Here is a 22,203-nt window from a genome sequence, read left to right on the forward strand (position 1 = left end):
AGTCAGCGGGAGAGTGAGTGGACGAACGAGGTGGCGCGAGCGGTGATGTTGTCCCAGAGCCCGGCCGCGACCGCGGCCGGTGGAACGACGTCGGTGCCCGCGGTGACGGCGACGGCGCCGCGGGCGAGGTAGTCGGCGGCATTGTCGGCATTGACGCCGCCGGACGGAACGAGGGGGACGTCGGGGAACGGTCCGCGGAGATCACCGAAGTAGCTGGGGCCGAACAGCTTCGCGGGGAAAACCTTCACCGCGGCGGCGCCCAGATCGAGCGCCGCCATGATCTCGGTGGGCGTGAGCGCGCCCATCATGACGGGCACGTCCCGTTCGTGCGCCACCGCGGCGACGTCGGGACGCAGTCCGGGAGTGACGAGGAAGCGTGCACCCGCGTCGATGGCGGCGCGAGCCTGATCACCCGTCATCACGGTGCCCGCACCCATCACGGCACCGGACGACGACGCGGCGCGCAGGCAGTCCAGCACGTTCGGTGTGGTGAAGGTCAGTTCGACTGCGCGCAGTCCGCCGGCGACGAGGGCGTCGGCCAATGCGGCGGGGTCGGGAATGGACGGGGCGCGGACCACCACCAGCGCGCGGTCCTCGAGAATCGTCGCAAGTGCGTCATCGAAACGGGTTGTCATGAGGTTCTTCCGTGAGAGGTGCGGCGGAGGGAACGGCCGGCGAGTGTCCCGGTGGGGACGCCGTCGCGCACGGCGAAGGAGCCGTTGACGAGAACGTGCGCGATGCCGACGGCCTGCTGCTTGGGGTGGTCGAAAGTGGCGGTGTCCCGGACGGTGGCCGGATCGAAGACCACGAGATCTGCTGCGTGGCCCTCGCGGACGAGACCACGATCGGTGAGACCGAGTCGTGCGCCGGGCCGTCCCGTGAGGTGATGGACGCAGTCCTCCAGTGACATCAGGCCCTCGTCGCGGACGTAGTGACCGAGGTAGCGCGGGAACGTGCCCCAGGCCCGCGGATGCGGACGCTCGCCCACCAGGATGGCGTCGCTGCCGCCCATGTGGTGGGGATGCACCATGATGGCGCGCACGTTCTCCTCGTGCCCGACGTGCTGCAGGATGGTGGTGCTCAACGCATCTCGCTGGAGCACGTCGAAGAACACGTCGACGGGTGCGCGGCCCTCCTCGGTCGCGATGTCGAGGACGGTCTTCCCGACGTAGCGGTCGAGATCCGCGTTCGCGACGCCGCTGAGCTGGATCGTCTCCCACTCCACCGTGACGCCGTGGCAGCCGTCCGAGCCGTAGCGATTCACGTCGTCGGTGATGCGGCGCCGCACGTCGGGATCGTCGAGACGGCCCAGCGCCGCGTCGGGTCCGCCGGACATCGCCCAGCTGGGCAGCAGCGCGGACAGGGTGGTGGCGCCGGGCAGGTAGGGATAGGTGTCGAGCGTGATGTCGCACCCGTCGGCGATCGCGGCGTCGACCATGTCGAGGAATTCGCCGGCGCGGCCCTTGTTCTCGCCGAAGTTCATGGTGGCGTGGGTCAGGTGCAGGGCGCAGCCGGTCTCACGGGAGAGGTCGATCATCTCCCGGTACGCGCCGAGAGCGTTCTTGCCGTAGGAGCGAGTGTGCGGAGCGTAGAAGCCGCCGAACTCGGCGACGACCTCGCACAGCGCACGCAGTTCGCCCGTGTCGGCGTACATCCCGGGCGTGTAGGTCAGTCCGCTCGACATGCCGACTGCGCCCTCGGACATGCCTTGTGCCACCAGCTCTCGCATGTGCTCGATCTCGGCAGCGGTGGCGGGACGCTGATCCGCTCCGACGGCCAGATAGCGCAACGTTCCCTGCGGCACCAGGTACGCGGCGTTGGGGGTGATGCCCCGGTCGAGCCGGTCCAGATACTCGGCGACCGAGCGCCACGTGATGTCGAGATCGGTGGGATTGCCGTTCCATCCGGAGATCTGACGGCGGATGACCGCGAGCGTCTCGTCGGTGACGGGTGCGTAGGAGAGCCCGTCCTGACCCAGCACCTCGGTGGTGACGCCCTGGGTGATCTTCGGAACGTGTCCGGGCGCGCTCAGCAGTCCGAGGTCGGAGTGGGCGTGCATGTCGATGAAACCCGGTGCGACGACGTGGCCCCGAGGCACGTCGACGACGATCTGCGCGTCGGCGACAGTGCCCGGTGCCGCGACCCGCGTGATGCGTCCGTCGTCGACGAGAACGTCGGCGCGGACTCGGTCGGACCCGGTGCCGTCGACGACGTCACCGCCGCGAAAGAGGATGTCCGCCATGATCAGAAGAAGGTGTGGATCAGGTCGACGATGCGCGGGTTCGCCGCGTCGGCGTCGTCGACGACCGGAAGCAGACGCCACTTGTCGAACGCCGTGCAGGGATGCGACAGGCCGAGCCGTGCGACCGTCCCGACGGGAACGTCGTCGCGGGCCGTGCCCGGCGTCCGGAGGAAGGCATGCTGATCGTTGAGCGCCGAGATGTGGTGCCCCGCCTCCGCGTCCCGGCCGCCGATGCGCTGCGGTGTCGGCAGCCCCTCGTCGAACGGGAAGTCGCGCTTGCCCGCATCGAGCAGTGCGAGTTCGGGTTCCGGACGCGACACCACCCGCGCCCAGCCGTGCATCGCGGAGGACAGGTGCTGCTCGCCGACGCGGGAGGCGATGAGCGGGGAGATGTCGGCGTAGAAGCCGTCGTCGTGCACCACGTAGGCGCCCGAGCGCAGCACGACGGCCGTGTCCTCGTCGACGACCGACGAGAGCCGCTCGACCACCAGGTCCTGGTACGCGCTCCCACCCGCGGTGACGATCGCCCGTCCCTCGTACAGGCCGTCGGCGGCGAGACCGGCGTGCAGGGCGGCGACCTCGTCGAGGTAGGCGCGCACGGCGTCCAGTCCTGCGGGTGTGCGGTCGTGGGCCAGCGCGCCTTCGTATCCGCCCACGCCGGCGAGGGTCACCGACGGCGACGAGGAGATCGCGGCCGCGACGCGTCGTGCCTCGTCCACGCTGCGTGCCCCGGTGCGGCCGTGCGGCCCACCGAGTTCGACGATCACCGGGATCGGTCGTGTCACGGCGCCCAGGATCTCCGTCATGCGTGCCACGGTGTCGACACTGTCTGCCCAGCAGACGAACTCGACGTCGTCGTGGGCGTCGAGGTCCGCCGAGATCCAGCGGAGTGTCACCGGGTCGATCAGTGCATTGGCGAGAAGGATGCGCTGCACTCCGAACGCGCGCGCCAGCTGCACCTGCCACCCGGTGGCGAGGGTGATTCCCCAGCTGCCCGCCTCGAGCTGCTCGGCCCAAAGCTGCGGCGCCATCGTGGTCTTGCCGTGCGGTGCCAGACGCATGCCGGCCGCATCGGCCCACCGCGCCATCACATCGATGTTCGACGTGAGGTGTCGGCGGTCCAGCGTGACGACCGGGGTCGCGAACTCGGCGAGAGTGGGCGCCGTCGCCAGATAGTCGCGCACGGTGAGGCCCCACGCGGCGGGTGGGACGGACTTGTACTCGGGGCCGAGAGCGCGGTCGTGCAGCGCCTCGACGGCAGGCTTGTCGATCATCGAATCCTCCTGCGCCGGATATGGCGCTGTAGCGTTGCGTATTTTGCAACGCTGATTGCAAACTGTGTTCGGTGTCGTTAGTCTGCAACGAACAGGGACAACTCGCAAGACATCGAAGGGAATTGATGTGAGATCACCCGGCGCGGCGACTTCACGGGTGGTGTGTGTCGGCGAGGGGCTCGTGGTCATGGTCGCTCAGCCCGGCCCCCTCGAACACTCGGACACGTTCGAGCGGTCGGCCGGGGGAGCCGAGGCCAACGTCGCGCGTGTCCTCGCCCAGTTGGACGTCGAGGCGTCCTGGCTCTCGCGCGTCGGTGACGACGGCTTCGGCCGCTACCTGACGGAAACGCTGCGCGCGAGTGGGGTGGACACGTCGGCGGTGATCGTCGACCAGACCCGCACCACCGGGATGTACGTCAAGGAGCGTGGTTCGGGCAGCGGTCACGCGTCCGACCTACCCGCCGGGGAGAGCCGGATGACATATTTCCGCAGCGGTTCCGCCGCCAGTGCGCTGTGTGTCGACGACATCGTCACGGCGACGCAGATGCTCGCGGCGGCCGACCTCGTGCACGTCAGCGGCATCACGCTCGCCCTGTCGGACACCGCGCGCGACGCTGCGGCCGCGCTGGCGTCGTCGCCCGGTCTGCTGAGTTTCGACCTCAACCACCGTCCCCGACTCTGGACCGCCGAGAGCGCCGATGTGGTTCTTGCAGACCAGGTCCGACGCAGTGACATCGTGCTGATGGGCGCCGACGAAGCACACGCGGTGTTCGGCACCGGAGACCCCGACGCGCTGCGTAGCCTGTTCCCCGAGCCGCGCCGCCTGGTGATCAAGAACGACGCCCACGTGGTCGTGGGATTCGACGGCGCCGAGCGTGTCGACGTCCCGGCCCTGCGGTTGTCGGTGGTCGAGAAGATCGGTGCGGGAGACGCATTCGCCGGTGGCTACCTGGCCGGTGTCCTCCGCGGCGACGACCAGCAGCGTGCGATCAGGCTGGGGCACCTGTGCGCCGCCGGCGCCCTCACCGCGCACGGCGACGCCGCCCGTCTGCTTCCGCTGCACCGTCTCGATGCACTGGTGACATCCTCGGACGAGGAGTGGTCGACCATCGACTACGACGCCGAGAGGGGAATCGCCGTATGAGTCAGAGTGTGTCCCGCGCGCTCAGCCTGCTCCGGGTGCTGGCCGACGGTCCGCGATCGTTGGACGAGTTGGCCGCCCACCTCGACGTGCACAAGACCACGGTCCTGCGTCTGCTGCGGGCGATGGAGGCGGAGCGGTTCGTCCAGCACGACCACGAACACCGGTATCGCCTGGGGTCGACGCTCTTCGAACTGTCCAACCGGTCGCTGGAGCAGCGCGACATCCGGACGTTGGCGCGGCCGTACCTCGCGACGCTGAACGCGGAGACCAAGCAGACGATCCACCTCGCGACCTACGAGTCGGGGGAGGCCGTCTACATCGACAAGTTCGACGCCACCCAGAGCGTGCGGATGTACTCCCGTGTCGGACGCCCGGCACCGTTGCACTGCACCGCCGTCGGCAAGATCCTGATCTCGGGACTGCCCGCGGACGAGCAGGTCCGCGTCGCCCATCGCATCGAGTACACCCGCTTCACCGACCGCACCATCGACACGCCCGAGCGCTACCTCGAGGAACTGGCCCTCGTGACCCGTCAGGGATACGCCGAGGACCACGAGGAACACGAGTCGTTCGTCAACTGCATCGGCGTGCCGGTGCGCGACGGAACCGGCTCCATCGTCGCCGCCGTGTCGATGTCCGTGCCCGACATGCTGCTCGACCACGCCCGCGTCCTCGGCACCCTGCCGCAGGTGCGCGCGGTGGCCGAGACCATCTCCGCCGAACTCGGCTGGAGTCCGACCCCGACGAAGGAACCCGCATGACCGACAAGATCGCCGTCCTCACGACCGATGCGCCTGCACCGGCCCACACGTTCTCGCAGGGCGTGCGCAAGGGCCCGTTCGTCCAGGTGTCCGGGCAGGGTCCCGTCGACCCGGCGACCAACGAGTACCTGTACCCCGGCGATGTCGCGGCGCAGACCACGAGGACGCTGACCAACGTCAAGGCCATCGTCGAGGCGAGCGGTGCAACCTTCGACGACGTCGTGATGCTGCGGGTGTACCTGACGAAGCGTGAGGACTTCGCCGTCATGAACGAGGCGTACGGCGCATTCGTCCTCGAACACACGAAGGGTGACGTCCTGCCCTCTCGCACAACGGTGTTCACCGGACTGCCGCGCGAGGAGATGCTCGTCGAGATCGACGCGATCGCGGTGGTCTGACACGTCGACCCACCGTCAGGGCACCATGAACCCATGAGACGACGGTGGGTACGGCTGCAGGGCACGTTCTGGTTCGTTCCTGCGGTCCTGGGCGTCGCTGCCGTCGTTCTGGCTCAACTCCTGGTCGCTCTGGACCGGTGGCTCCTCGATCGGGGCATCGGGATCGGCGGGTCGCTGCTGTATCACGTGGGCGCGAGTGGCAGCCGGGACATCCTCGGCGCCATCGGCGGGTCGATGCTCGGCGTGGCGGCGACGTCCTTCTCCATCACCATCTCCGTTCTCGCGACGGCCAGTTCGACCTACGGCCCGCGACTGGTGCGGAACTTCATGGCGGACCGCGGGAACCAGGTGGTGCTCGGCATCTTCGGAGCGACCTTCCTCTACGCACTGATGGTGCTGCGCTCGATCCGGTCGCTCGACTCGGACGGCGACGTCTTCGTACCCGACATCGCGGTGAACGTCGCCGTGCTCCTCGCGGTGCTCGACGTGGGCGTCCTGGTGTACTTCATCCACCACATAGCCCAGTCGATCCAGGTGGCGACGCTGTCCTCGCGAGTGCGCGACGAACTCTCCGCAGCCGTCGACGAGCTCTACCCGACGGAGCCGCCGCCCGACGCGGCGTCGGATTCCGAGGTGACGCTGCCCGAGCACGTCGACACGGTGCGTGCTCCGCGTTCCGGAGTCGTCGTCGACGTGGACGAGGACGCGGCGTTGTCCTCGGCCGTCGACGCCGATGCCGTCGTGGTGCTGCTCTGCAGACCGGGTGAGCACGTGATCGAGGGAGACGCCATCGCGGAGTTCCGACGGTGGAGCGGATCCGCCTCCGCGTCGCACCTGCGCGAGATCGAGTCCGCGGTCGAGATCGGCGACGAGCGGACTCCGCAGCACGACATCGAGTTCGCCGTCGAGCAGCTGGCCGAGATGGCGGTGCGGGCTCTGTCCTCGGGTACCAACGACCCGTACACGGCTCGCAATGCCCTGGACGATCTGTCCGTCGGGATGGCGACTCTCGTCGGCCGTCCGCCGCCGTGCGGTGCCCGGACCGACGATGCCGGAACGGTACGGATCGTTCTGCGTCGGGTGCCCGTGGTCGACCTGATCGACCACGCACTCGGCGCGGTTCGCATCTACGCGATGGCGAGCCCCATGGTGGTCGCTGCCGGTATCCGGATGGCGGAGCGGCTCGGTGCGGCAGCGACCGCGACCGCGTCGATCGACCGCGTCCGGCACCACCTCGACCTCCTCGACGAGGCGTGCCGACGGGAGATGACGGATCCGGCAGGGCGGGCCTCGTGCCTCGACCAGATCGACCGTGCGCGTGGGCGTCTCCTGACGGTCGCCGTGTCCGGCTCACCGTCAGGCACAGTGGAGTCGTAGATCCGCTGCCGAAAGGACCCTGTGCAGACCCGCCTCGCCTCCCTAGGGCTTCTCTCCATCCTGTTCGGCGCCGCGACGGTCGTCGTCCTCGACGTCGTCACCGCACTCGGGTCGCCCGCCCATCTGCGCCGCACCATCAGCGAGTACGGGCTGGGCGCGCAGCAATGGGTGTTCACGGCCGGGGTGCTGCTCCTCGCCATCGGATCCGGAGCCGTTCTCGTCGCTGCCGTCCGGCAGTCGTTGCTGCGCGCGTCGTCGGTCGCCGCGGTGGCGATGACACTGTGGACGGTGGGACTCGTCGCCGTGGTCGCGGTTCCCAAGCAGGACTGGAGCAACGACGCGACGCTCGGACTCGGCGGCGCGGTGCACCGCGCGGGCGCCGCGGTCGCGTTCGTCAGCATCCCGGTGGCGGTGATCGCCCTCGCCGCGCCGTGGATCCGGTCGAGCGAGTGGGCCCGTCACGCCCGACGGACGTTCGTGCTGGGTGTGCTGTCCGTCGTGGCCATCACGCCCATCGGGTACGCGTTGCTCGTCGGCATGACCACCTCGACACCGTGGTACCGCGTCGTCACCCTCGGCCACGTCGAACGGATCCTCGTCGTCGTGGAGGTGATCGCGCTGATCTCGCTCGCGTGGTGGGTCCGCGCGAGCGCGCTCAGGGAGTCACCGCATCGCGTCGGTGACGCGGTCCACCAGCTCTGAGTCGTCGACGTTCAGAATGGGCGCCCACATGGAGGCCGCATCGGCGCCGTAGGCGTGACCGTGGCCTTCCGGCACCTCGGCGGCGAGCGCCATGTCGAGCGTCACCTGCCAGAAGGTGACCAGAGGGATCCACGTCATCCCCTTGTCGACGTCGACACCGCGCGGCTCCCGAAGCCAGTCCGGCTTGCCGAACAGCAGGTCGAACGACCACCAGACGATCGGATCGCTGGGGTGCTGCCAGTACACGATGCGCGGGCTCTCCCAGTCCACCAGACCGGGTGCGTCGAGATCGGACGGCTCCGCGGCGAAGCGGACGTTCTGCCCGCCGTAGATCACGGGCAGGATCTCGGGGCTGCCCGGGTCCCGTGAGTCGGTGACACGCGACCACTGCTCGGAGAAGTTGGGCGTCCCCACCCACAGCGCGCCGTCGGTGCGAGCCAGCATGTCCTGCACTCCGGAGAAGGCGTCCTGGCCGCCGTACGACCCGAGCGATTCACCGAAGGTGAGGAGCTTCGGGCGATCGCTCTCGGGACGGTCCTGCACGCGCTGGTAGACGGCCTCGAAAACGGCGCGGCCCGCGATGAGCGGGGTGTCGCGATCGGCGAGGAACGCCAACGGACTGGGCAGGTACGAGTACTGGACCGCCGCGATCGCCGTGTCGCCGCCGGCGAGGTACTCGAGTGAGGACGCGACGGACGCGTTGACCCACCCTCGACCGGTGGTCGTCGCGATCGCCAGGTACTCGCGATCGAAGGCGCCGGTTCGGTCCAGTTCGGCGACGAGTCGGTCGGCGAGCGAGTCGACGGTGTCCCGGCCGAGTCCGAGCCCGTCGGCGTCGACGGACTTGCGTCCCGCATAGACCCGGATCGGGGTGAGGGCGGGCCGTCCCGTCACGGATGCGATCTCGTCCGACGTCGGGCCGCCCGCGACGAAGGTGCGCCCCTCGCGGCCCAGGGTGTCCCACTCCTCGTTCGACTCGGGCGAGCCCGACCGTTCGGGCGCCGACGGCGGTTCCACGCCCTCGGCGCTCCCGGTGTCGGCCGCAGCGGCGGACCCGTTGGAGATGCGTGAGATCCCGGTGGCAAGGAGCCCCTCGACGGCGAACACCAGCACCACACCGACGGCGACGACGGCGAGACCGCGCGAGACGGGCGGCGGGAGAACACGACCGATCAGTGCGATGAGAAGGTCTGTGACGCGGCGGATTCCGCGTGCCAGCGTGATCACCAGGACGACGACGATCGCGGCGACGACGAAGACTCCGGCGTAGTCCCACGACTGGCTCGGTTCGATGCCCACGAGTTCGCGAGAGATGTTCTGCCACCACGCCCCGAGGACGAGGAACAGCGGGAGCACGACGACTGCGGCGGCGCCGATCGCGTACCAGCCCCACCGCCTCAGTCGTTCGGGCCACTCGCGAGTGAGCTCCATCCGCCGGACGCCCCACACGACGAGAACGCCGACGCCGTAACCGCATGCGACCGAGAGGCCCGTGGCGACGGCCTGCAGGTACCACGGTCGGGGGAGAAGCGACGGGGACATCGACCAGCAGTAGAAGACCAGTCCGACGACGAGGCCGATCGGCTCGAAGCGGGAACACCACCGCCACAGTGCGGTGGCGATGCGTCCTCGCTGGTCCTTCGTGGTCACCGGGTGAGTCTAGGTGCTGCGCGGCGACTCCAACCGGGAGCGCAGGGTCCGATCGGTGACGGAGATCCCCTGGTTGATGAAGGGTTCGACCACCTTCGCGAGTGCCTTGCCCGTGAACCCGCCGGGGAACTCGTAGCGGAACTCGACGTCGGCGACGCAGTGTCCGTCGTCCACGGGGGTGACCACCCAGCGAGAACTGGTCTCGAAACCCTTCACCGACGACAACGCGATGACGGAACCGTCGACCCACTCGACGATGTCCACCGTGGAGTGCAGAGCTTTGGGTCCCAGCTTCATCTCGGCGTCGAAGCGGTCACCGGTGCTGCGCGACACCGGTCCGACGGGGACGAACGAGGTGACGCCGAACATCCAGTCCGGCACGTTCTCGTACGAGGACAGATAGTCGAAGGTCGCCGACGCCGGTGCGGCGATCTCGACGTGCTTGGTGATGACGGGCATGAGGTCTCCTGGTGCGGCTGTGGTGTCAGGGATTCGGTCGGTCAGTCGATGCGGATGGTGAGAGCGTCGGACACGGGCACCGACTGGCACGCCAGGCGCACTCCCCGGTCGAGCTCGTACTGATCCAGCGTGTCGTTGACGCGCATGTGCACGTCACCGCTGACGAGAGTGAACGCGCAGGCGCCGCAGTTGCCCTCGCGGCACACGAACGGGGCGTCGATTCCCTCGGCGAGCATGGCGTCGAGCAGCACGGTGTCGGGTGCGCAGTGGAACGAGTGATCGTCGCCCTCGACCTCCGCGGACACGGGAACGCCCGTGGCCGAGGACGTCTCGACGAGGGTGGTGTGGAACGGGTCGGTGGTGATCGACGTGAACACCTCACGGTGGATGTTCTCGGGCGACATCCCCGCCGCAAGGAGCCCCTGCTGCGCCACCTCCATGAACGGCCCCGGCCCGCAGAGGTACGCGTCGGCGTCGGCGATGCCGGAGACGGCGTCGGTGAGACCGGTGGCAGTGGGCAGGCCCGACGCCGACTCGTGCCAGTGCCGCACCGTGAGGCGGTCCGGATGCCGCTGCTGCAGATCGTCGAGGGTGGCGGCGAACATGACCGAGTCCGGGTCTGCGTTCGCGTAGAACAACACGACCCGTCCGTCGTGCGACGCCAACGCGGTCTTGAGGATGGACAGCACGGGCGTGATGCCGCTGCCGGCGGCGACCAGGACGAGCGGGCGGTCCCATCGCGCGGGAACGAAGGTGCCCGCGGGAGCCAGTGTCGTCAGTGCGGATCCTGCCGTCGCGGTGTCGCACAACCAGGTGGACCCGAGGCCGCCCGCGGTGCGCTTGACGGAGATCGCGGGGCGCTCGCCGGTGTCGGGACTGCTCGACAACGAGTAGCACCGTGCGGCGGAACCGCCGTCGCTCAGAGGAATTTCGACCGTGAGGAACTGGCCCGGGCGGTAGCGCAGGGCCTCGCCGTCGGCGGTGGACAGGACCAACGTCACCGCGTCCGCCGTCTCGCGGATCACCTCGTCGACCTGCAGTCGGAGTGTGCGGACGGCGGTGTCCGCGGAGTCGATCGCCACGATGTCTTCCCCTCGTCGGCCGGGTGTGTCCGGCACTCCGGACTACACCGAAGATTGTTTCATTGAACTATAGGCCATTGACAAATGGCACAGTCATCCGTGACGCTTCCGGCATGACATCGACGCGTCCGATCCCCGAGCGGGGGTCCCTGCGGTCCCGCGCCGCGGCCCGAGCCACGCAGTCGACGTTGCGACCCATCGCGTCCCGACTGCCGTTCGGACGCGGCGGCGAACGCGTCGCCCGCGTCCTCGTCGAGGTGGCCATGCGTGCCTGCGGCGGAATCGCACCCGGCACGGTCGTCCGCACCGTGCGCGAGGACGGTGTGGTCGGGGAGTGGGTCGACGCGCGGGCAGGCCGGAGGCCGGTCGAAGATGGGGCAGGCCGGAGGCCGGTCGAAGATGGGGCAGGCCGGAGGCCGGTCGAAGATGGGGCAGGCCGGAGGCCGGTCGAAGATGGGGCAGGCCGGAGGCCGGTCGAGGGTGGGGACGGTTCCGTGGACACCGCCGACCCGATCCTCTATCTGCACGGCAGCGCGTACGCGATCTGTTCCGCACGGACGCACCGCGGCTTGGCGTCGCGTCTCTCCCGCGCGACGCAGCGTCCGGTCTTCGTGGTCGACTACCGACTCGCCCCCGAGTTCCCTTTCCCCGCCGCAGCCGACGACGTCGAGCGGGCGTACCGCTGGCTGCTGTCGAACGGCCACGCACCCGAGTCGGTCGTCGTGGCTGGTGACTCGGCGGGCGGTCACCTCGCGCTGGACCTGGTGCTGGACAACGCCCGACGATCGGTTCCGCAGCCTGGTGCGGTCCTCCTGTTCTCGCCGTTGATCGATCTGACCTTCACCCTCGCGCAGAACCGGGAGCGCATCCGTCGCGACCCGATGATCTCCGCAGCGGCGGCGCGGGCACTCACCGCGCTCTACACACGCGGCGAGGATCCCGACGGGCGGCGCCTACGACTCGCGGTCGAGGCGGGAACGGCATTGCCGCACTTCGTGGTTCAGGCCGGCGGTGCGGAGATGCTCGTCGCCGACGCCGAGCACCTGCGCGATCTGGTCGTCGATGCCGGTGGCACCTGCACGCTCGAGATCTGGCCCGACCAGATGCACGTGTTCCAGGCTCTGCCGCGCATCAGCCCGGAAGCGGACCGGGCACTCGCCCGCGCCGCGCATGCCCTGACAGCTCTCCATCGAACAGAGACGAGACACTGATGTTCTCTCGATCCAGACCACGCCTGACCCACGGGGCGGACGCCGTGGTCACCGGCGCCGGCAGTGGCATCGGCCGTGCCTTCGCGCTCGAGATCGCCCGCCGCGGTGGCCGAGTCGTCTGCGCGGACATCTCACTCGAACGCGCCGAGGAGACGGTGCGGATGCTCGACGGCCCCGGCTTTGCCGTCCAGTGCGACGTAGCCGTGCAGTCGCAGGTCGAGGATCTCGCGCTGTTCGCCGAACTCGAGTTCGGTGGCGCGCCGACGCTCGTGATCAACAACGCCGGCGTCGGTATCGGTGGCAAGCCGGTGGGCGACATCGGGTTCGAGGACTGGAACTGGGCGCTCGGCATCAACCTGTGGGGAGTGGTCCACGGCTGCGAGACGTTCGTTCCGCTGCTCCTTACCGCGGGTCGCGGCGGCATCATCAACGTGGCTTCCGCCGCGGGATTCGCGGCGGCACCGACGATGGGGCCGTACAACGTCGGCAAGGCGGGCGTCATGTCGCTGTCCGAGACTCTGGCGGCGGAACTGTCCGGGTCGGGTGTCCACGTGACCGTGCTGTGCCCGACCTTCGTCAAGACCAACGTCGCGGTCGACGGTCGCATCACCGAACGCTCCACGGAACTCGCGCAGAAGTTGATGCGGTGGACCGGCTTCTCACCCGAGCGGATCGCCGTCACCACGCTGAACGCACACGACAGGAACCGCCTCTACGTCGTGCCCCAGCTCGACGCGAAAGCCATCTGGCTGACGAAACGGCTCCTCCCCACCCTCTACACCCGCGGAGCAGGGCTGCTCGACCGCCTGCTCCCCGGCGAGCCCGCCCCACAGTCCCTTCCCACTGTTTCCGCCTCGACAGGAGTATGACGATGGCCTTCGACTTCGACGCCATGCTGGACAAGATCAAGGACCGCCAGTGGTCCCTCGCGGACATCGACTGGGACGCCCCCGGCGCCGAGATGATCCCGCCCGAGCAGCACGCCAAGCTCAAGCCGTTCTTGTCCGATCTCATGTGGATCGAGAACGTCGGCGCGCGCGGATTCGCCGCGATGGCACGCAAGGCGCCCACCGAGACGCTGCGCGAGATCTACCGTTACTTCCACGCGGAGGAGCAGAAGCACGCGAATGCCGAACTGGCACTGATGCGTCGGTGGGGCATGCTCGAGAACGACGAGATCCCGCAGCCGAACGTCAACGTCAAGCTGATCATCGACTGGCTCGACAAGTACTCGGATCAGACGCCGCTCGCCGTGCTGGGCACCGTCATCCCGATGCTCGAGGTCGCGCTCGACGGTGCGCTGGTCAAGTTCATCGTCGACGAGATCGATGACCCGGTCTGCCAGGAAGTGTTCAAGCGCATCAACGCGGACGAGTCGCGGCACCTCGCCGTCGACTTCGAGGTCATCGATCTGCTGGGCCACGCGAAGATGCGCCGCATTCTCGTCGAGACGATCGGCGCCTGGATGCATCCGTCGCTCATCATCGGCACCCTGCGGTACATCCCACTGCTGAACAAGATGCGGGACAACATCGTCGAGATGGGTGTCGACGAGGAGCGCCTCTACACCGCGATGAAGCGCTTCAAGAAGGTGGGCGAACGCAGCGAGTTTCCGAAGCGTCTGCCGATGTACCGCTTCATCAGCTGGCACGGGAGCGTCGTCATCAACCGCGACCACCCGTACCACAAGTTCGCCGACTCGATGGTGACGCTGACGGCCAAGTACCCGAAGCGGCTGCTGCGCCCGCAGCCCACGTGGTCCAAGGAACTCACGTACGAGCCCGTCGCATGACCGAAATTCTCTCCACCGCCGTCATCGGAGGCGGATTCGCCGGCATCGGTGCCGCGATCCGGCTTCAGCAACGGGGGATTCGCGACATCGCCATCCTCGAACGCGGCACACGTGCCGGTGGGACCTGGCGTGACAACACGTATCCCGGCGCAGCCTGCGACATTCCGTCCCGCCTGTACTCGTACAGCTTCGCCCCCAATCCGGACTGGTCGCACACCTACTCCGGGAGTGCGGAGATCCTGGGCTACATCGACTCGATGGTCGAGAAGTTCGAGCTGAGCCGCTACCTCCGGTTCGGTCACACCGTCGTGGACGTCACCTGGCACGAGTCCCGGTCGCTCTGGGAGATCTCGGTCCAGGACCGGGAACCCGTCCTCGCCCGCACCGTCGTGGTGGCGTCGGGACCGCTGGCGAACGTCAGCCTGCCCAAGATCCGCGGCGTAGAGACCTTCGCGGGAGCGAAGATCCACAGCGCCCGGTGGGACCACGACTACGACTTCGCCGGCAAGAAGGTCGCCGTCGTGGGCACCGGAGCCAGCGGCGTGCAGATCGTTCCCGAGCTGGTGAAGGTCGCCGAGTCGGTCAAGGTCTTCCAGCGCACGCCGGGATGGGTGCTGCCCCGCACCAACTTCCGCACCCGCGGACTGACTCGCGAGATCTACCGCCGCGTGCCCTTCAGCCAGAGCGTCGCGCGCAAGGCCTGGTTCTGGGGCCACGAGTCGGTCGCACTCGGGGTCGTCTGGAACTCGCCGCTCACCCGCGTGGTGGAGGGAGTGTCGAAGCTGCACCTACGCAGTCAGGTTCCGGATCCGTGGCTGCGGCGCCAGCTCACGCCGGAGTTCCGTGCCGGGTGCAAGCGCCTGCTGATGACCAGCAAGTACTACCCGGCGCTGCAGAAGGACAACTGCACGCTCGTCACCTGGCCCATCGCACAGATCTCCGAGAAGGGAATCCGCACGGTCGAGGGAGTCGAGCATCAGTTCGACGCGATCGTCTTCGCCACCGGGTTCGACGTCTCCAAGACCGGGTCGCCGATCCCCATCACCGGGCGCGACGGGCGCGTCCTCGCCGACGAGTGGAGCCGCGGAGCGCACGCCTACAAGTCGATCGCGGTGTCCGGGTACCCGAACATGTACTTCACGTTCGGGCCCAACTCCGGACCCGGCCACAGCTCCGCCCTGGTCTACATGGAGGCGCAGATCGACTACCTGGTCGATGCCATCGCCACCGCCGTGAACCAGAACTTCGTGCTCGACGTCCGCGCCTCGGTGCAGGCCGAGTACAACGCGGACCTGCAGCAGCGGCTGACCAAGACGACGTGGAACTCGGGGTGCTCGAGCTGGTACCTCACCGAGGACGGTTTCAACGCCACGATGTTCCCGGGCTTCGCCACGCAGTACGTCAAGCAGCTCGAGACGGTGCTGTTGCCGGACTACTCGGTGACGGCGGCAGCGACGGCGCCGGTCGACGAGGTCGTCGCCGCGGTGTGACCGAGCGATAGTCTGGAGGTCCGGCCGAGTGGAGGAGTGAGTCGATGACCGAGTACCGCATCGACGAACTGGCTCATGCCGCGGGCACGACCTCGCGCAACGTCCGGGCCTACCGTGAACGTGGACTGCTCCCGCCCCCGCGCAAGCGGGGGCGGGTCGGCATCTACGACGACTCGCACCTCGCCCGGCTGCGACTGATCGACATCCTGCTCCAGCGCGGCTACACGACCACACACATCAGCGACTTCATCGACGGCTGGGAGAGCGGCAAGGACCTCACCGAGGTTCTCGGTCTGCAGCGCGCCCTCACCGAGCCGTGGTCGACGACCGGCGAGGTGCAGTCGGTCTCCGTCGACGAGGCGCGGCAGATGCTCGGCGACGCCGACGGCGTCCAGCTGTCCAGGCTCGTGGAGTACGGACTCGCCCGCATCGACGGCGACCGATGCACGTTCACCGATCCGAAGCTGTTGCAGGGCTTCACGTCCCTCGCGACCTACGGCTTCGGAATCCGCGAGGTCATGGACATCCACGAACGGCTCCATGCGGCCGTCGACGGAATGTCCAAGGACATGATCTCGACTGTGAAGAGTCACATCGTCGACCGCTACGGCGAGGGCTGGATTCCCGAGGGTGACGACGTCCTCCGGGCCACCGAGATGTTGCAGATCATGCGCACTCTCGCAGTCGATTCCGTGCATTCGTTGCTCGGCCGCACACTCGACCGCAACCTGCAGGAGCAGCTCGGCGAGTACCTCGAGGTCGCCATCGACAACACCTCTCGTTCGGACCGTCACACAGCCTGACCTCGCTTTTCGGACCAATGGGGCATGGTGGAGTCATGAACCGCACCAGACTGTCCGCCGCTGTCGCCCTCGCCGGCGCCACCGCCCTCGTTCTGACCAGTTGCTCGTCGTCGAGCGAGGAGGGGCAGGCGACGCCGGCGTCCTCCAGCGCTGCTCCGGCGTCCTCCAGCACTGCTCCGTCGTCGTCGGCGGCGAGTACGTCCTCGGGCGCCGCCTCGAACGCCACCGTCTACACGTTGCCGGGAACCGGCGTGTTCCCCGAGGGCATCACCGCCGACGACGACACCTTCTACGTCTCGTCGACCTCCGACGGCGCCATCTTCCGCGGCACGGTCGGCAACACCACCGTCGAACCGTTCCTGCCCGGTGGACAGGACGGTCGCACCGGCGCGGCGGGACTGGACGTCGACGGGGACGACGACGAGAACACCCTCGTCGTGGCGGGCGGCGCGACCGGCACCGTCTGGATCTACGACGCCGAGTCCGGCGCACTGCGCGGTAAGTTCACCAACGGGCTCGGGCAGGACGCCACCTTCCTCAACGACGTCGTCATCGCCGACAACGGCGACGCCTTCATCACCGACTCGCGCAACCCCACGCTGTGGCGCATCCCGGCGAACGCCACCGGTGAGGGCCAGTTGGAGCCGTTCGTCGACTTCACCGGATCCCCGTTCGCGTACGGCGAGGGCTTCAACGCCAACGGCATCGTCGAGGCGGACGACGACAACGCATTGGTGATCGTGCAGTCCAGCACCGGCAACCTGTACCGCGTGGCCCGCGACTCCAAGGCCGTCACGCAGGTGGACCTCGGCGGCGCGACACTTCAGAACGGCGATGGCATGGAGATGGAGGACGACACGCTCTACGTGGTTCGCAACCGCGACAGCCTCATCGCCACAGTCGATCTCGACGACGACGGCAACCGTGGGCGGGTGACCGGTGAGATCACCGACCCCAGCTTCGCCTACCCCACCACCGTCGCCGACGTCGACGATCAGCTGCTGGTGGTCAACAGCCAGTTCGACAAGCGTGGGGGCACTCCGGTGGAGCCCTTCACCGTGGTCGGTGTGCCTGAGCGGTAGGGGTTGGGCTTGGGGTGTGCGCTGGTTGCGTGTGGTGCGGTCGGTCGGTCGGTGCGTGCGCGTCGGTGGTTGGCGGCTCGTGGCGGTGGTGTGCACGGGTTGCGTGGTGCGCACACCCCTTTCCGCCGGCTGAGTTGGGTGTGGGCGGCTGGAAGTAGTGCGGGTCGGTCGGTTGGGTGGTGCTTGCCGGTGGTTGTCGGCTCGTGGCGGTGGTGTGCGCGGGTTGCGTGGCGCGCACACCCCTTTCCGCCGGTGGAGCGGGGTGTGGGTGGCTGGAAGTAGTGCGGGTCGGTCGGCTGGGTGGTGCTTTGCCGGTGGTTGTCGGCTCGTAGCGGTGGTGTGCACGGGTTGCGTGGCGCGCACACCCCTTTCCGCCGGCGGAGCGGGGTGTGGGCGGCTGGAAGTAGTGCGGGTCGGTCAGCGAGGGCCGGTGTTGCCGATGCGGGACGTCGAGTCGTCCTCCGTTTCCTGGTACCCGCGACCCGCTTCGAGGAAGGCCTCGCGGAGTTTGGTGACGGCATTAATGTGGGCCGCGAGCACGGAGCTCAGTGAGCCCTCCGGGCCGTGGGTGAGGTCGGAGTACTTGCGCTCCAACGCGAGTCCGGAGGGCAGAGTTCCGAAGCCGCCCGAGAGAGTGCTCTGTGTGACGGAGTACGACAGTGCGTCGAGGCCCTCGACGAATCGCGAGCAGGCTTGCGCGCATCGTTCCGCCTGATGCGCATCGGTGATCAGATCGCGAGTCACAGCGCTCTCCTTTCAGTTCGGTAGGTACGGAGCTAAGGCGGTCGCCGATGCAATGGCAGCCGCACACGGATCGTTCTCCGAGACCACGGACAGCTTGACGTCGATCAGCACGGTGATGACCCCGCGTGCCCATGGGAACGCCACAACGCAGTTGCGGTCAGAGGCAATGTCGAGTTGGTAGGTCATAGCGTCAGTTCGCTGATCGATCAGCACAGCGTCCGCGTTCACGGTGGTGTCGTTACGGCGTATCTCTTCCATGGTCCGAGTTGTCGACTGCACGCCGAGGAAGTGACTCGCGCTGGTCCAGGTGCAGTATCGCCACTGATCGGAATTCAGTGGACCACTGTCGTCCTTCGTCGCCGGATCTGCCCCCGCCGCCCGGATGGCCTCGTCGGGTACCACGGTGCAGGGGTCGAAGAGTTCCATCGCGACCGGCTCGGCGATGCCGCTCACCCCACCGCACCCGGTGAGTGACGCGACGACTGCCGCGACAGCGAGTACCCCACAGTTCCTGCGCACACGTCGTTGGACGCACGCTCCGCTCCTGCGGTTCCGTGCTCCCACTGCACACAACGGTGTCCCCACGGGCACATCCGACCATCCGGAACCGTTCTGTGTGCAGAAATGCGCGCCGGGAACCGAGCGGGTGGTTGCGGCGTCGAAGGCTGTACCGCGCCACGGCGGGCGATCGGAAGGCCTTGACCATGCACTCGACCACTCTGCCCGTTCCTTCCAGCGGTATCGGAAGTCTGACCAACGCAACATCATTGGCCGTGCTCGTCGCGTTCGCGACCCAGTGTGCGGTGGCGTGTGTCGCCGCGATCGCGGGATTCGGCGCCGTCGTCGTCAGTGCCCTCGCTGCCTTCGCGAGTGCGGACGAGTCGCCCGGCGCGATGTTCGTGGGCTCACCCGCCGATGCGTGGGCGTTCGTTCTCGTCGTCGCTGCGGTGGGGCACGGGGTGCTCGCGACGATGATCGTGCAACGCCGACGTTCGGCACGCGTCGTCGTGACGGCAGTGGCCCTCGTGTGGGCGGTGGCGCTGGTGCACTCCCCGATGGTGTGGCCGTTGGTGGTGGTGCAGGCGGGTTCTGCGCTGGCGTGGTGGATCCCGACGCCACGGCGCCCGACCCCCAACTGACTCACACGAGCAGCGCGGCGATGGACCCGGGGAACGTCTCGTCGGGCCTGCGTTCGTAGAGCTCGGCGGGGCGTCCGCCCGCAGCCGATGTGGTGGCGCCCGTACCGACCAGCGCCCCGATCACATGACGGCGAAAGGTGTCCTTGCGCAGCGGGCGGTCGAACACGGTCTCGTACAGGGTGCGCAGGTCGAGCAGCGTGAAGGTGGTTCCCAGCAGGTGCGACGGATCAGGACGGGTGAGGTAGCGAGACCGCAGGTCGCCCACGGCGGCCGACACCATGTCGGCATGGTCGAAGGCCATCGGTTCCACAGGCCGATCCGCCTCGACGGCCAGGAGATCGGTGTCGGAAGGTAGGGAGTCGGTGGGCGCCTCCGCGCAGTGCGCCATCGACAGGACCCATCCTCGATCGTCGCGGTCGGGAGCGTCGAACATCCGGATCTGATGGAACTCGACGCCGTCGATGCCGGCCTTGGTGCTCAACGCGCGCCTCGCCGCATCTGCGAGCGTCTCGCCCGGATGCAGGAATGTGCCGGGAAGTGCAGCTCCCCAGGGTGATTCCACCGTCACCACGTTCAGCGTTCCGCCGTGGACGGTGAGAACGGCGACGTCGACAGCGACGGACGGTCGTGGGTACGACGTCAGATCGGAGGGCATGGGTTGCAGCTTAGCGCAGTGGTGCGTTATGGTTAGCGCACAAACGAGCAAAGGGGACGACATGAAGCTGACCGACGAACAGAAGAACCGCGCCGAGGGCGTCGTGCTCGGCACCGCAGCCGGTGACGCGCTGGGTGCCGGATACGAGTTCGGCTACCCGACGCCCGAGACGGTGATCGACATGATCGGCGGCGGCACCTTCGACTGGGCGCCCGGCGAGTGGACGGACGACACGTCGATGGCCCTCTGCATCGCCGAGGCGCTGGTGGAGGGCCGGGGACTCGACGGCGTCGCGGTGAACTTCGTGGCCTGGATCGACACGAACCCGGCGGACGTCGGCATCCAGACGCGCACGGTGTTGTCCCGGCGCAGCAGGTCGGCTGCCGAGATGACCGCCGTCGCCGCAGGACTGTCCGGCAGGACAGGCGGCAACGGTTCGCTGATGAGAACTGCCCCGGTGGCGCTGGCGTATCTCGACGACCCGGTTCAGCTCTCGGTGGCCGCTGCGCAGATCAGCGCCCTGACGCACAGTGATCCGCAGGCGGGGGAGGCATGCCAGATCTGGAGTGCCGGCATCCGGCACGCCGTCCTGCACGGCAACTACGACGGCATCTCGCTGTACCTCGACGCGGCGGAGCCGTCGGTGCGCGACACCTGGGCGCCGTTGCTCGACGCCGCGGAGAAGGGGCGCCCGTCGGACTTCGACAGGAACGGGTGGGTGGTGCACGCGCTCCAGACGGCCTGGTCGGCCATCACGGCCACCGAGGAGAACGAGGACCAGCTGACAGCGGCGCTGGAGGTGTGTGTCCGCGCGGGCGGCGACACCGACACCACCGCGGCCATAGCCGGTGGGCTTCTCGGCGCACGCTGGGGCGCCTCGGTGATCCCCGAGGCGTGGACCACGATCCTGCACGGGTACCCCGGACGACGAGCCGCGGACCTCGCGGATCTGGGACGTCGCCTCGCAGAAGGAGCAGCAGCATGAGTGTCATCGATGTGGTCACCGGAGACATCACCACCGTGCGCGCGGACGTGATCGTCAATGCCGCCAACTCGACCCTCCTCGGTGGAGGCGGGGTGGACGGCGCCATCCACCGCGCAGGCGGACGAGAGATCCTCGACGCCTGCAAGATTCTGCGGGCGACGACCCTCCCGAACGGACTCGACACGGGTGCCGCCGTCGCGACGCCCGCAGGCCGTCTGCCGGCGAGGTGGGTCGTCCACACAGTGGGGCCGCGGTACTTGGCCCGCGAGGACCGCTCGCCGATCCTGCGCGCAGCGTACGAGCGCTCCCTTCTCCTGGCTCACTCGCTCGGAGCATCCTCGATCGCGTTCCCGCTCATCTCGGGCGGTGCGTACGGATGGCCGGTGGAGCTTGCGGTCGCCGAACAGGTGCGCGCGGTGACGTCGGCGCCCGTGTCCGTGGATCTCGTGACCCTGGTGGCCTACTCGGCCGAGGTGCACCGCATGACGACGCGGGCCGTCGGCTGACCGGTCATCGCCGACGTGCTCGCCACGCCGACCAGGCGCCGGTGGCCCACAGAGCCCAGATCACCAGCAATGGCTGGAACAGCAGCCGGATACCTCGTGCCCGATCGGTGTCCAGCCCGAAAGCGTCTGTGTGCGTGACGAACTGAGAGATGTTGCCCGGGAACACGGCGACGAAGAACAGCGCCGTGACCCACCCCACCGCCACCCGGTATCGCGTCAGGGCGACGAGAGCCAGGCCCAGCACCACCTCGACGGCACCCGATGCGACCACCACGAGATCGGTGTCGAGCGGCATCCACGTCGGTACCTGCGCGGCGAACTCCTGCCGGGCCCAGAACAGGTGGCTCAGTCCGGCGAACACCAGGAACGCGCCGAGGACGAGACGCCCGACGATACGAGGCACGGTCGCAGGGGCGGGGCGCGTGGTCATGCCTGCCACCCTACGAGGCGCCGCGCTGCCGGTCCGGTCGGCCGAGAACGCGGCCCAGCTCCTCGTGCGCGTAGACCCTGTTCTCGCAGTAGACGGCGCCGCCGACGCACTCCTCGTCGTCGCAGTCGCAGAACCTGTACGGCTCCGCGTTCCAGCGGCTGCTGTACTGCGACCCCGGCTCCGCGACGAGTGCGGCGACCTCGCGCACCGTCCTCTGCTCGCTGCGTCTGCGCTGCCCCCGGCGATGTCCGCCCATGTCCGTCCCCCCGTTGTCGGT

General features: G+C 68.4%; 25 protein-coding genes. 14 read left to right on the forward strand and 11 right to left on the reverse strand.

Annotation, left to right across the window (positions count from 1 at the left end):
* Positions 1-2 precede the first annotated feature (2 nt).
* The 3 genes from HQ312_RS15195 to HQ312_RS15205 are packed head-to-tail and all read right to left on the reverse strand — an operon-like array spanning position 3 to position 3,516.
* Complete coding sequence (locus tag HQ312_RS15195; RefSeq protein ID WP_222639113.1) at positions 3-635, reverse strand: bifunctional 4-hydroxy-2-oxoglutarate aldolase/2-dehydro-3-deoxy-phosphogluconate aldolase; 633 nt, start codon at positions 633-635, stop codon at positions 3-5.
* Positions 632-2,242 (reverse strand): amidohydrolase family protein, encoded by a 1,611-nt coding sequence (locus tag HQ312_RS15200; RefSeq protein ID WP_222639114.1) that lies wholly within the window; start codon positions 2,240-2,242, stop codon positions 632-634. The genes HQ312_RS15195 and HQ312_RS15200 overlap by 4 nt, the downstream gene beginning before the upstream one ends.
* A gap of 2 nt (positions 2,243-2,244) precedes the next feature.
* Positions 2,245-3,516 (reverse strand): amino acid deaminase, encoded by a 1,272-nt coding sequence (locus HQ312_RS15205; protein ID WP_222639115.1) that lies wholly within the window; start codon positions 3,514-3,516, stop codon positions 2,245-2,247.
* A 127-nt stretch (positions 3,517-3,643) separates the two neighbouring features.
* Between HQ312_RS15205 and HQ312_RS15210 the strand changes: the two genes are divergently transcribed.
* Genes HQ312_RS15210 through HQ312_RS15230 form a run of 5 tightly spaced genes read left to right on the forward strand, consistent with a single transcriptional unit; the run spans position 3,644 to position 7,898 of the window.
* A complete protein-coding gene (locus HQ312_RS15210) occupies positions 3,644-4,660 on the forward strand; it encodes a sugar kinase (RefSeq protein WP_308123902.1) in 1,017 nt (338 codons plus the stop codon).
* Complete coding sequence (locus tag HQ312_RS15215) at positions 4,657-5,421, forward strand: IclR family transcriptional regulator (protein WP_222632793.1); 765 nt, start codon at positions 4,657-4,659, stop codon at positions 5,419-5,421. The genes HQ312_RS15210 and HQ312_RS15215 overlap by 4 nt, the downstream gene beginning before the upstream one ends.
* Entirely contained in the window at positions 5,418-5,819 is a 402-nt protein-coding gene (locus tag HQ312_RS15220; protein WP_027504901.1) for a RidA family protein, read from the forward strand. Before HQ312_RS15215 ends, HQ312_RS15220 begins: the two co-directional genes overlap by 4 nt.
* Before the next feature lie 33 nt (positions 5,820-5,852).
* Positions 5,853-7,196: a DUF2254 domain-containing protein gene (locus HQ312_RS15225; RefSeq protein ID WP_222639116.1), complete on the forward strand. Its 1,344-nt coding sequence runs from the start codon at positions 5,853-5,855 to the stop codon at positions 7,194-7,196.
* A 21-nt stretch (positions 7,197-7,217) separates the two neighbouring features.
* Positions 7,218-7,898, forward strand: coding sequence for a DUF998 domain-containing protein (locus HQ312_RS15230; protein ID WP_222639117.1), 681 nt, complete (start codon positions 7,218-7,220; stop codon positions 7,896-7,898).
* Here the strand turns inward: HQ312_RS15230 and HQ312_RS15235 are convergent.
* The 3 genes from HQ312_RS15235 to HQ312_RS15245 form a co-directional block, all read right to left on the reverse strand.
* Positions 7,860-9,440, reverse strand: coding sequence for an alpha/beta hydrolase (locus HQ312_RS15235; protein WP_222639210.1), 1,581 nt, complete (start codon positions 9,438-9,440; stop codon positions 7,860-7,862). The genes HQ312_RS15230 and HQ312_RS15235 overlap by 39 nt on opposite strands.
* Positions 9,441-9,557: 117 nt before the next feature.
* A complete protein-coding gene (locus HQ312_RS15240; protein WP_222639118.1) occupies positions 9,558-10,007 on the reverse strand; it encodes an SRPBCC family protein in 450 nt (149 codons plus the stop codon).
* 41 nt (positions 10,008-10,048) lie between these two features.
* Positions 10,049-11,089 (reverse strand): ferredoxin--NADP reductase, encoded by a 1,041-nt coding sequence (locus HQ312_RS15245; RefSeq protein ID WP_308123904.1) that lies wholly within the window; start codon positions 11,087-11,089, stop codon positions 10,049-10,051.
* Positions 11,090-11,202: 113 nt separating this feature from the next.
* On the opposite strand from HQ312_RS15245, the gene HQ312_RS15250 reads away from it, so the two are divergent.
* Genes HQ312_RS15250 through HQ312_RS15275 form a run of 6 tightly spaced genes read left to right on the forward strand, consistent with a single transcriptional unit; the run spans position 11,203 to position 17,467 of the window.
* Positions 11,203-12,300 (forward strand): alpha/beta hydrolase fold domain-containing protein, encoded by a 1,098-nt coding sequence (locus tag HQ312_RS15250; RefSeq protein ID WP_261782343.1) that lies wholly within the window; start codon positions 11,203-11,205, stop codon positions 12,298-12,300.
* The gene (locus tag HQ312_RS15255; RefSeq protein WP_222639119.1) at positions 12,300-13,169 is read left to right on the forward strand and encodes an SDR family NAD(P)-dependent oxidoreductase; all 870 of its coding nucleotides are present in this window, start codon (positions 12,300-12,302) and stop codon (positions 13,167-13,169) included. Before HQ312_RS15250 ends, HQ312_RS15255 begins: the two co-directional genes overlap by 1 nt.
* Before the next feature lie 2 nt (positions 13,170-13,171).
* Entirely contained in the window at positions 13,172-14,092 is a 921-nt protein-coding gene (locus HQ312_RS15260; protein ID WP_027504905.1) for a hypothetical protein, read from the forward strand.
* A complete protein-coding gene (locus tag HQ312_RS15265; RefSeq protein WP_222639120.1) occupies positions 14,089-15,582 on the forward strand; it encodes an NAD(P)/FAD-dependent oxidoreductase in 1,494 nt (497 codons plus the stop codon). Before HQ312_RS15260 ends, HQ312_RS15265 begins: the two co-directional genes overlap by 4 nt.
* A 44-nt stretch (positions 15,583-15,626) precedes the next feature.
* A complete protein-coding gene (locus HQ312_RS15270) occupies positions 15,627-16,385 on the forward strand; it encodes a MerR family transcriptional regulator (protein WP_222639121.1) in 759 nt (252 codons plus the stop codon).
* A gap of 35 nt (positions 16,386-16,420) precedes the next feature.
* Entirely contained in the window at positions 16,421-17,467 is a 1,047-nt protein-coding gene (locus tag HQ312_RS15275) for an SMP-30/gluconolactonase/LRE family protein (RefSeq protein WP_222639122.1), read from the forward strand.
* Between the two features lie 417 nt (positions 17,468-17,884).
* On the opposite strand, the gene HQ312_RS15280 is transcribed toward HQ312_RS15275, so the two are convergent.
* Both HQ312_RS15280 and HQ312_RS15285 read right to left on the reverse strand, forming a co-directional pair.
* On the reverse strand, positions 17,885-18,211 hold the full coding sequence (locus tag HQ312_RS15280; RefSeq protein WP_222639123.1) for a hypothetical protein: 327 nt from the start codon (positions 18,209-18,211) through the stop codon (positions 17,885-17,887).
* Positions 18,212-18,223: 12 nt separating this feature from the next.
* Positions 18,224-18,664 carry a DUF3558 family protein gene (locus HQ312_RS15285; protein ID WP_222639124.1) on the reverse strand — a complete coding sequence of 147 codons (441 nt, stop codon included), beginning with the start codon at positions 18,662-18,664 and terminating at the stop codon, positions 18,224-18,226.
* Positions 18,665-18,915: 251 nt separating this feature from the next.
* Here HQ312_RS15285 and HQ312_RS15290 point away from each other — a divergent pair, with 251 nt between their 5' ends.
* Positions 18,916-19,350, forward strand: coding sequence for a hypothetical protein (locus HQ312_RS15290; protein ID WP_222639125.1), 435 nt, complete (start codon positions 18,916-18,918; stop codon positions 19,348-19,350).
* Position 19,351: 1 nt separating this feature from the next.
* Here HQ312_RS15290 and HQ312_RS15295 read toward each other — a convergent pair whose 3' ends face one another.
* Positions 19,352-20,005, reverse strand: coding sequence for an NUDIX domain-containing protein (locus HQ312_RS15295; protein ID WP_222639126.1), 654 nt, complete (start codon positions 20,003-20,005; stop codon positions 19,352-19,354).
* A 61-nt stretch (positions 20,006-20,066) separates the two neighbouring features.
* Between HQ312_RS15295 and HQ312_RS15300 the strand changes: the two genes are divergently transcribed.
* Together HQ312_RS15300 and HQ312_RS15305 are read left to right on the forward strand one after the other, a co-directional pair.
* Positions 20,067-20,990 (forward strand): ADP-ribosylglycohydrolase family protein, encoded by a 924-nt coding sequence (locus HQ312_RS15300; RefSeq protein ID WP_222639127.1) that lies wholly within the window; start codon positions 20,067-20,069, stop codon positions 20,988-20,990.
* A complete protein-coding gene (locus tag HQ312_RS15305; protein ID WP_222639128.1) occupies positions 20,987-21,496 on the forward strand; it encodes an O-acetyl-ADP-ribose deacetylase in 510 nt (169 codons plus the stop codon). The genes HQ312_RS15300 and HQ312_RS15305 overlap by 4 nt, the downstream gene beginning before the upstream one ends.
* Positions 21,497-21,500: 4 nt before the next feature.
* On the opposite strand, the gene HQ312_RS15310 is transcribed toward HQ312_RS15305, so the two are convergent.
* Positions 21,501-21,926 (reverse strand): DoxX family membrane protein, encoded by a 426-nt coding sequence (locus HQ312_RS15310; protein ID WP_222639129.1) that lies wholly within the window; start codon positions 21,924-21,926, stop codon positions 21,501-21,503.
* A gap of 10 nt (positions 21,927-21,936) precedes the next feature.
* Complete coding sequence (locus HQ312_RS15315; RefSeq protein ID WP_222639130.1) at positions 21,937-22,182, reverse strand: hypothetical protein; 246 nt, start codon at positions 22,180-22,182, stop codon at positions 21,937-21,939.
* Positions 22,183-22,203: the final 21 nt, after the last annotated feature.

The sequence above is a fragment of the Rhodococcus sp. BP-316 genome (genome assembly GCF_019836105.1).
Lineage (GTDB): Bacteria > Actinomycetota > Actinomycetes > Mycobacteriales > Mycobacteriaceae > Rhodococcoides.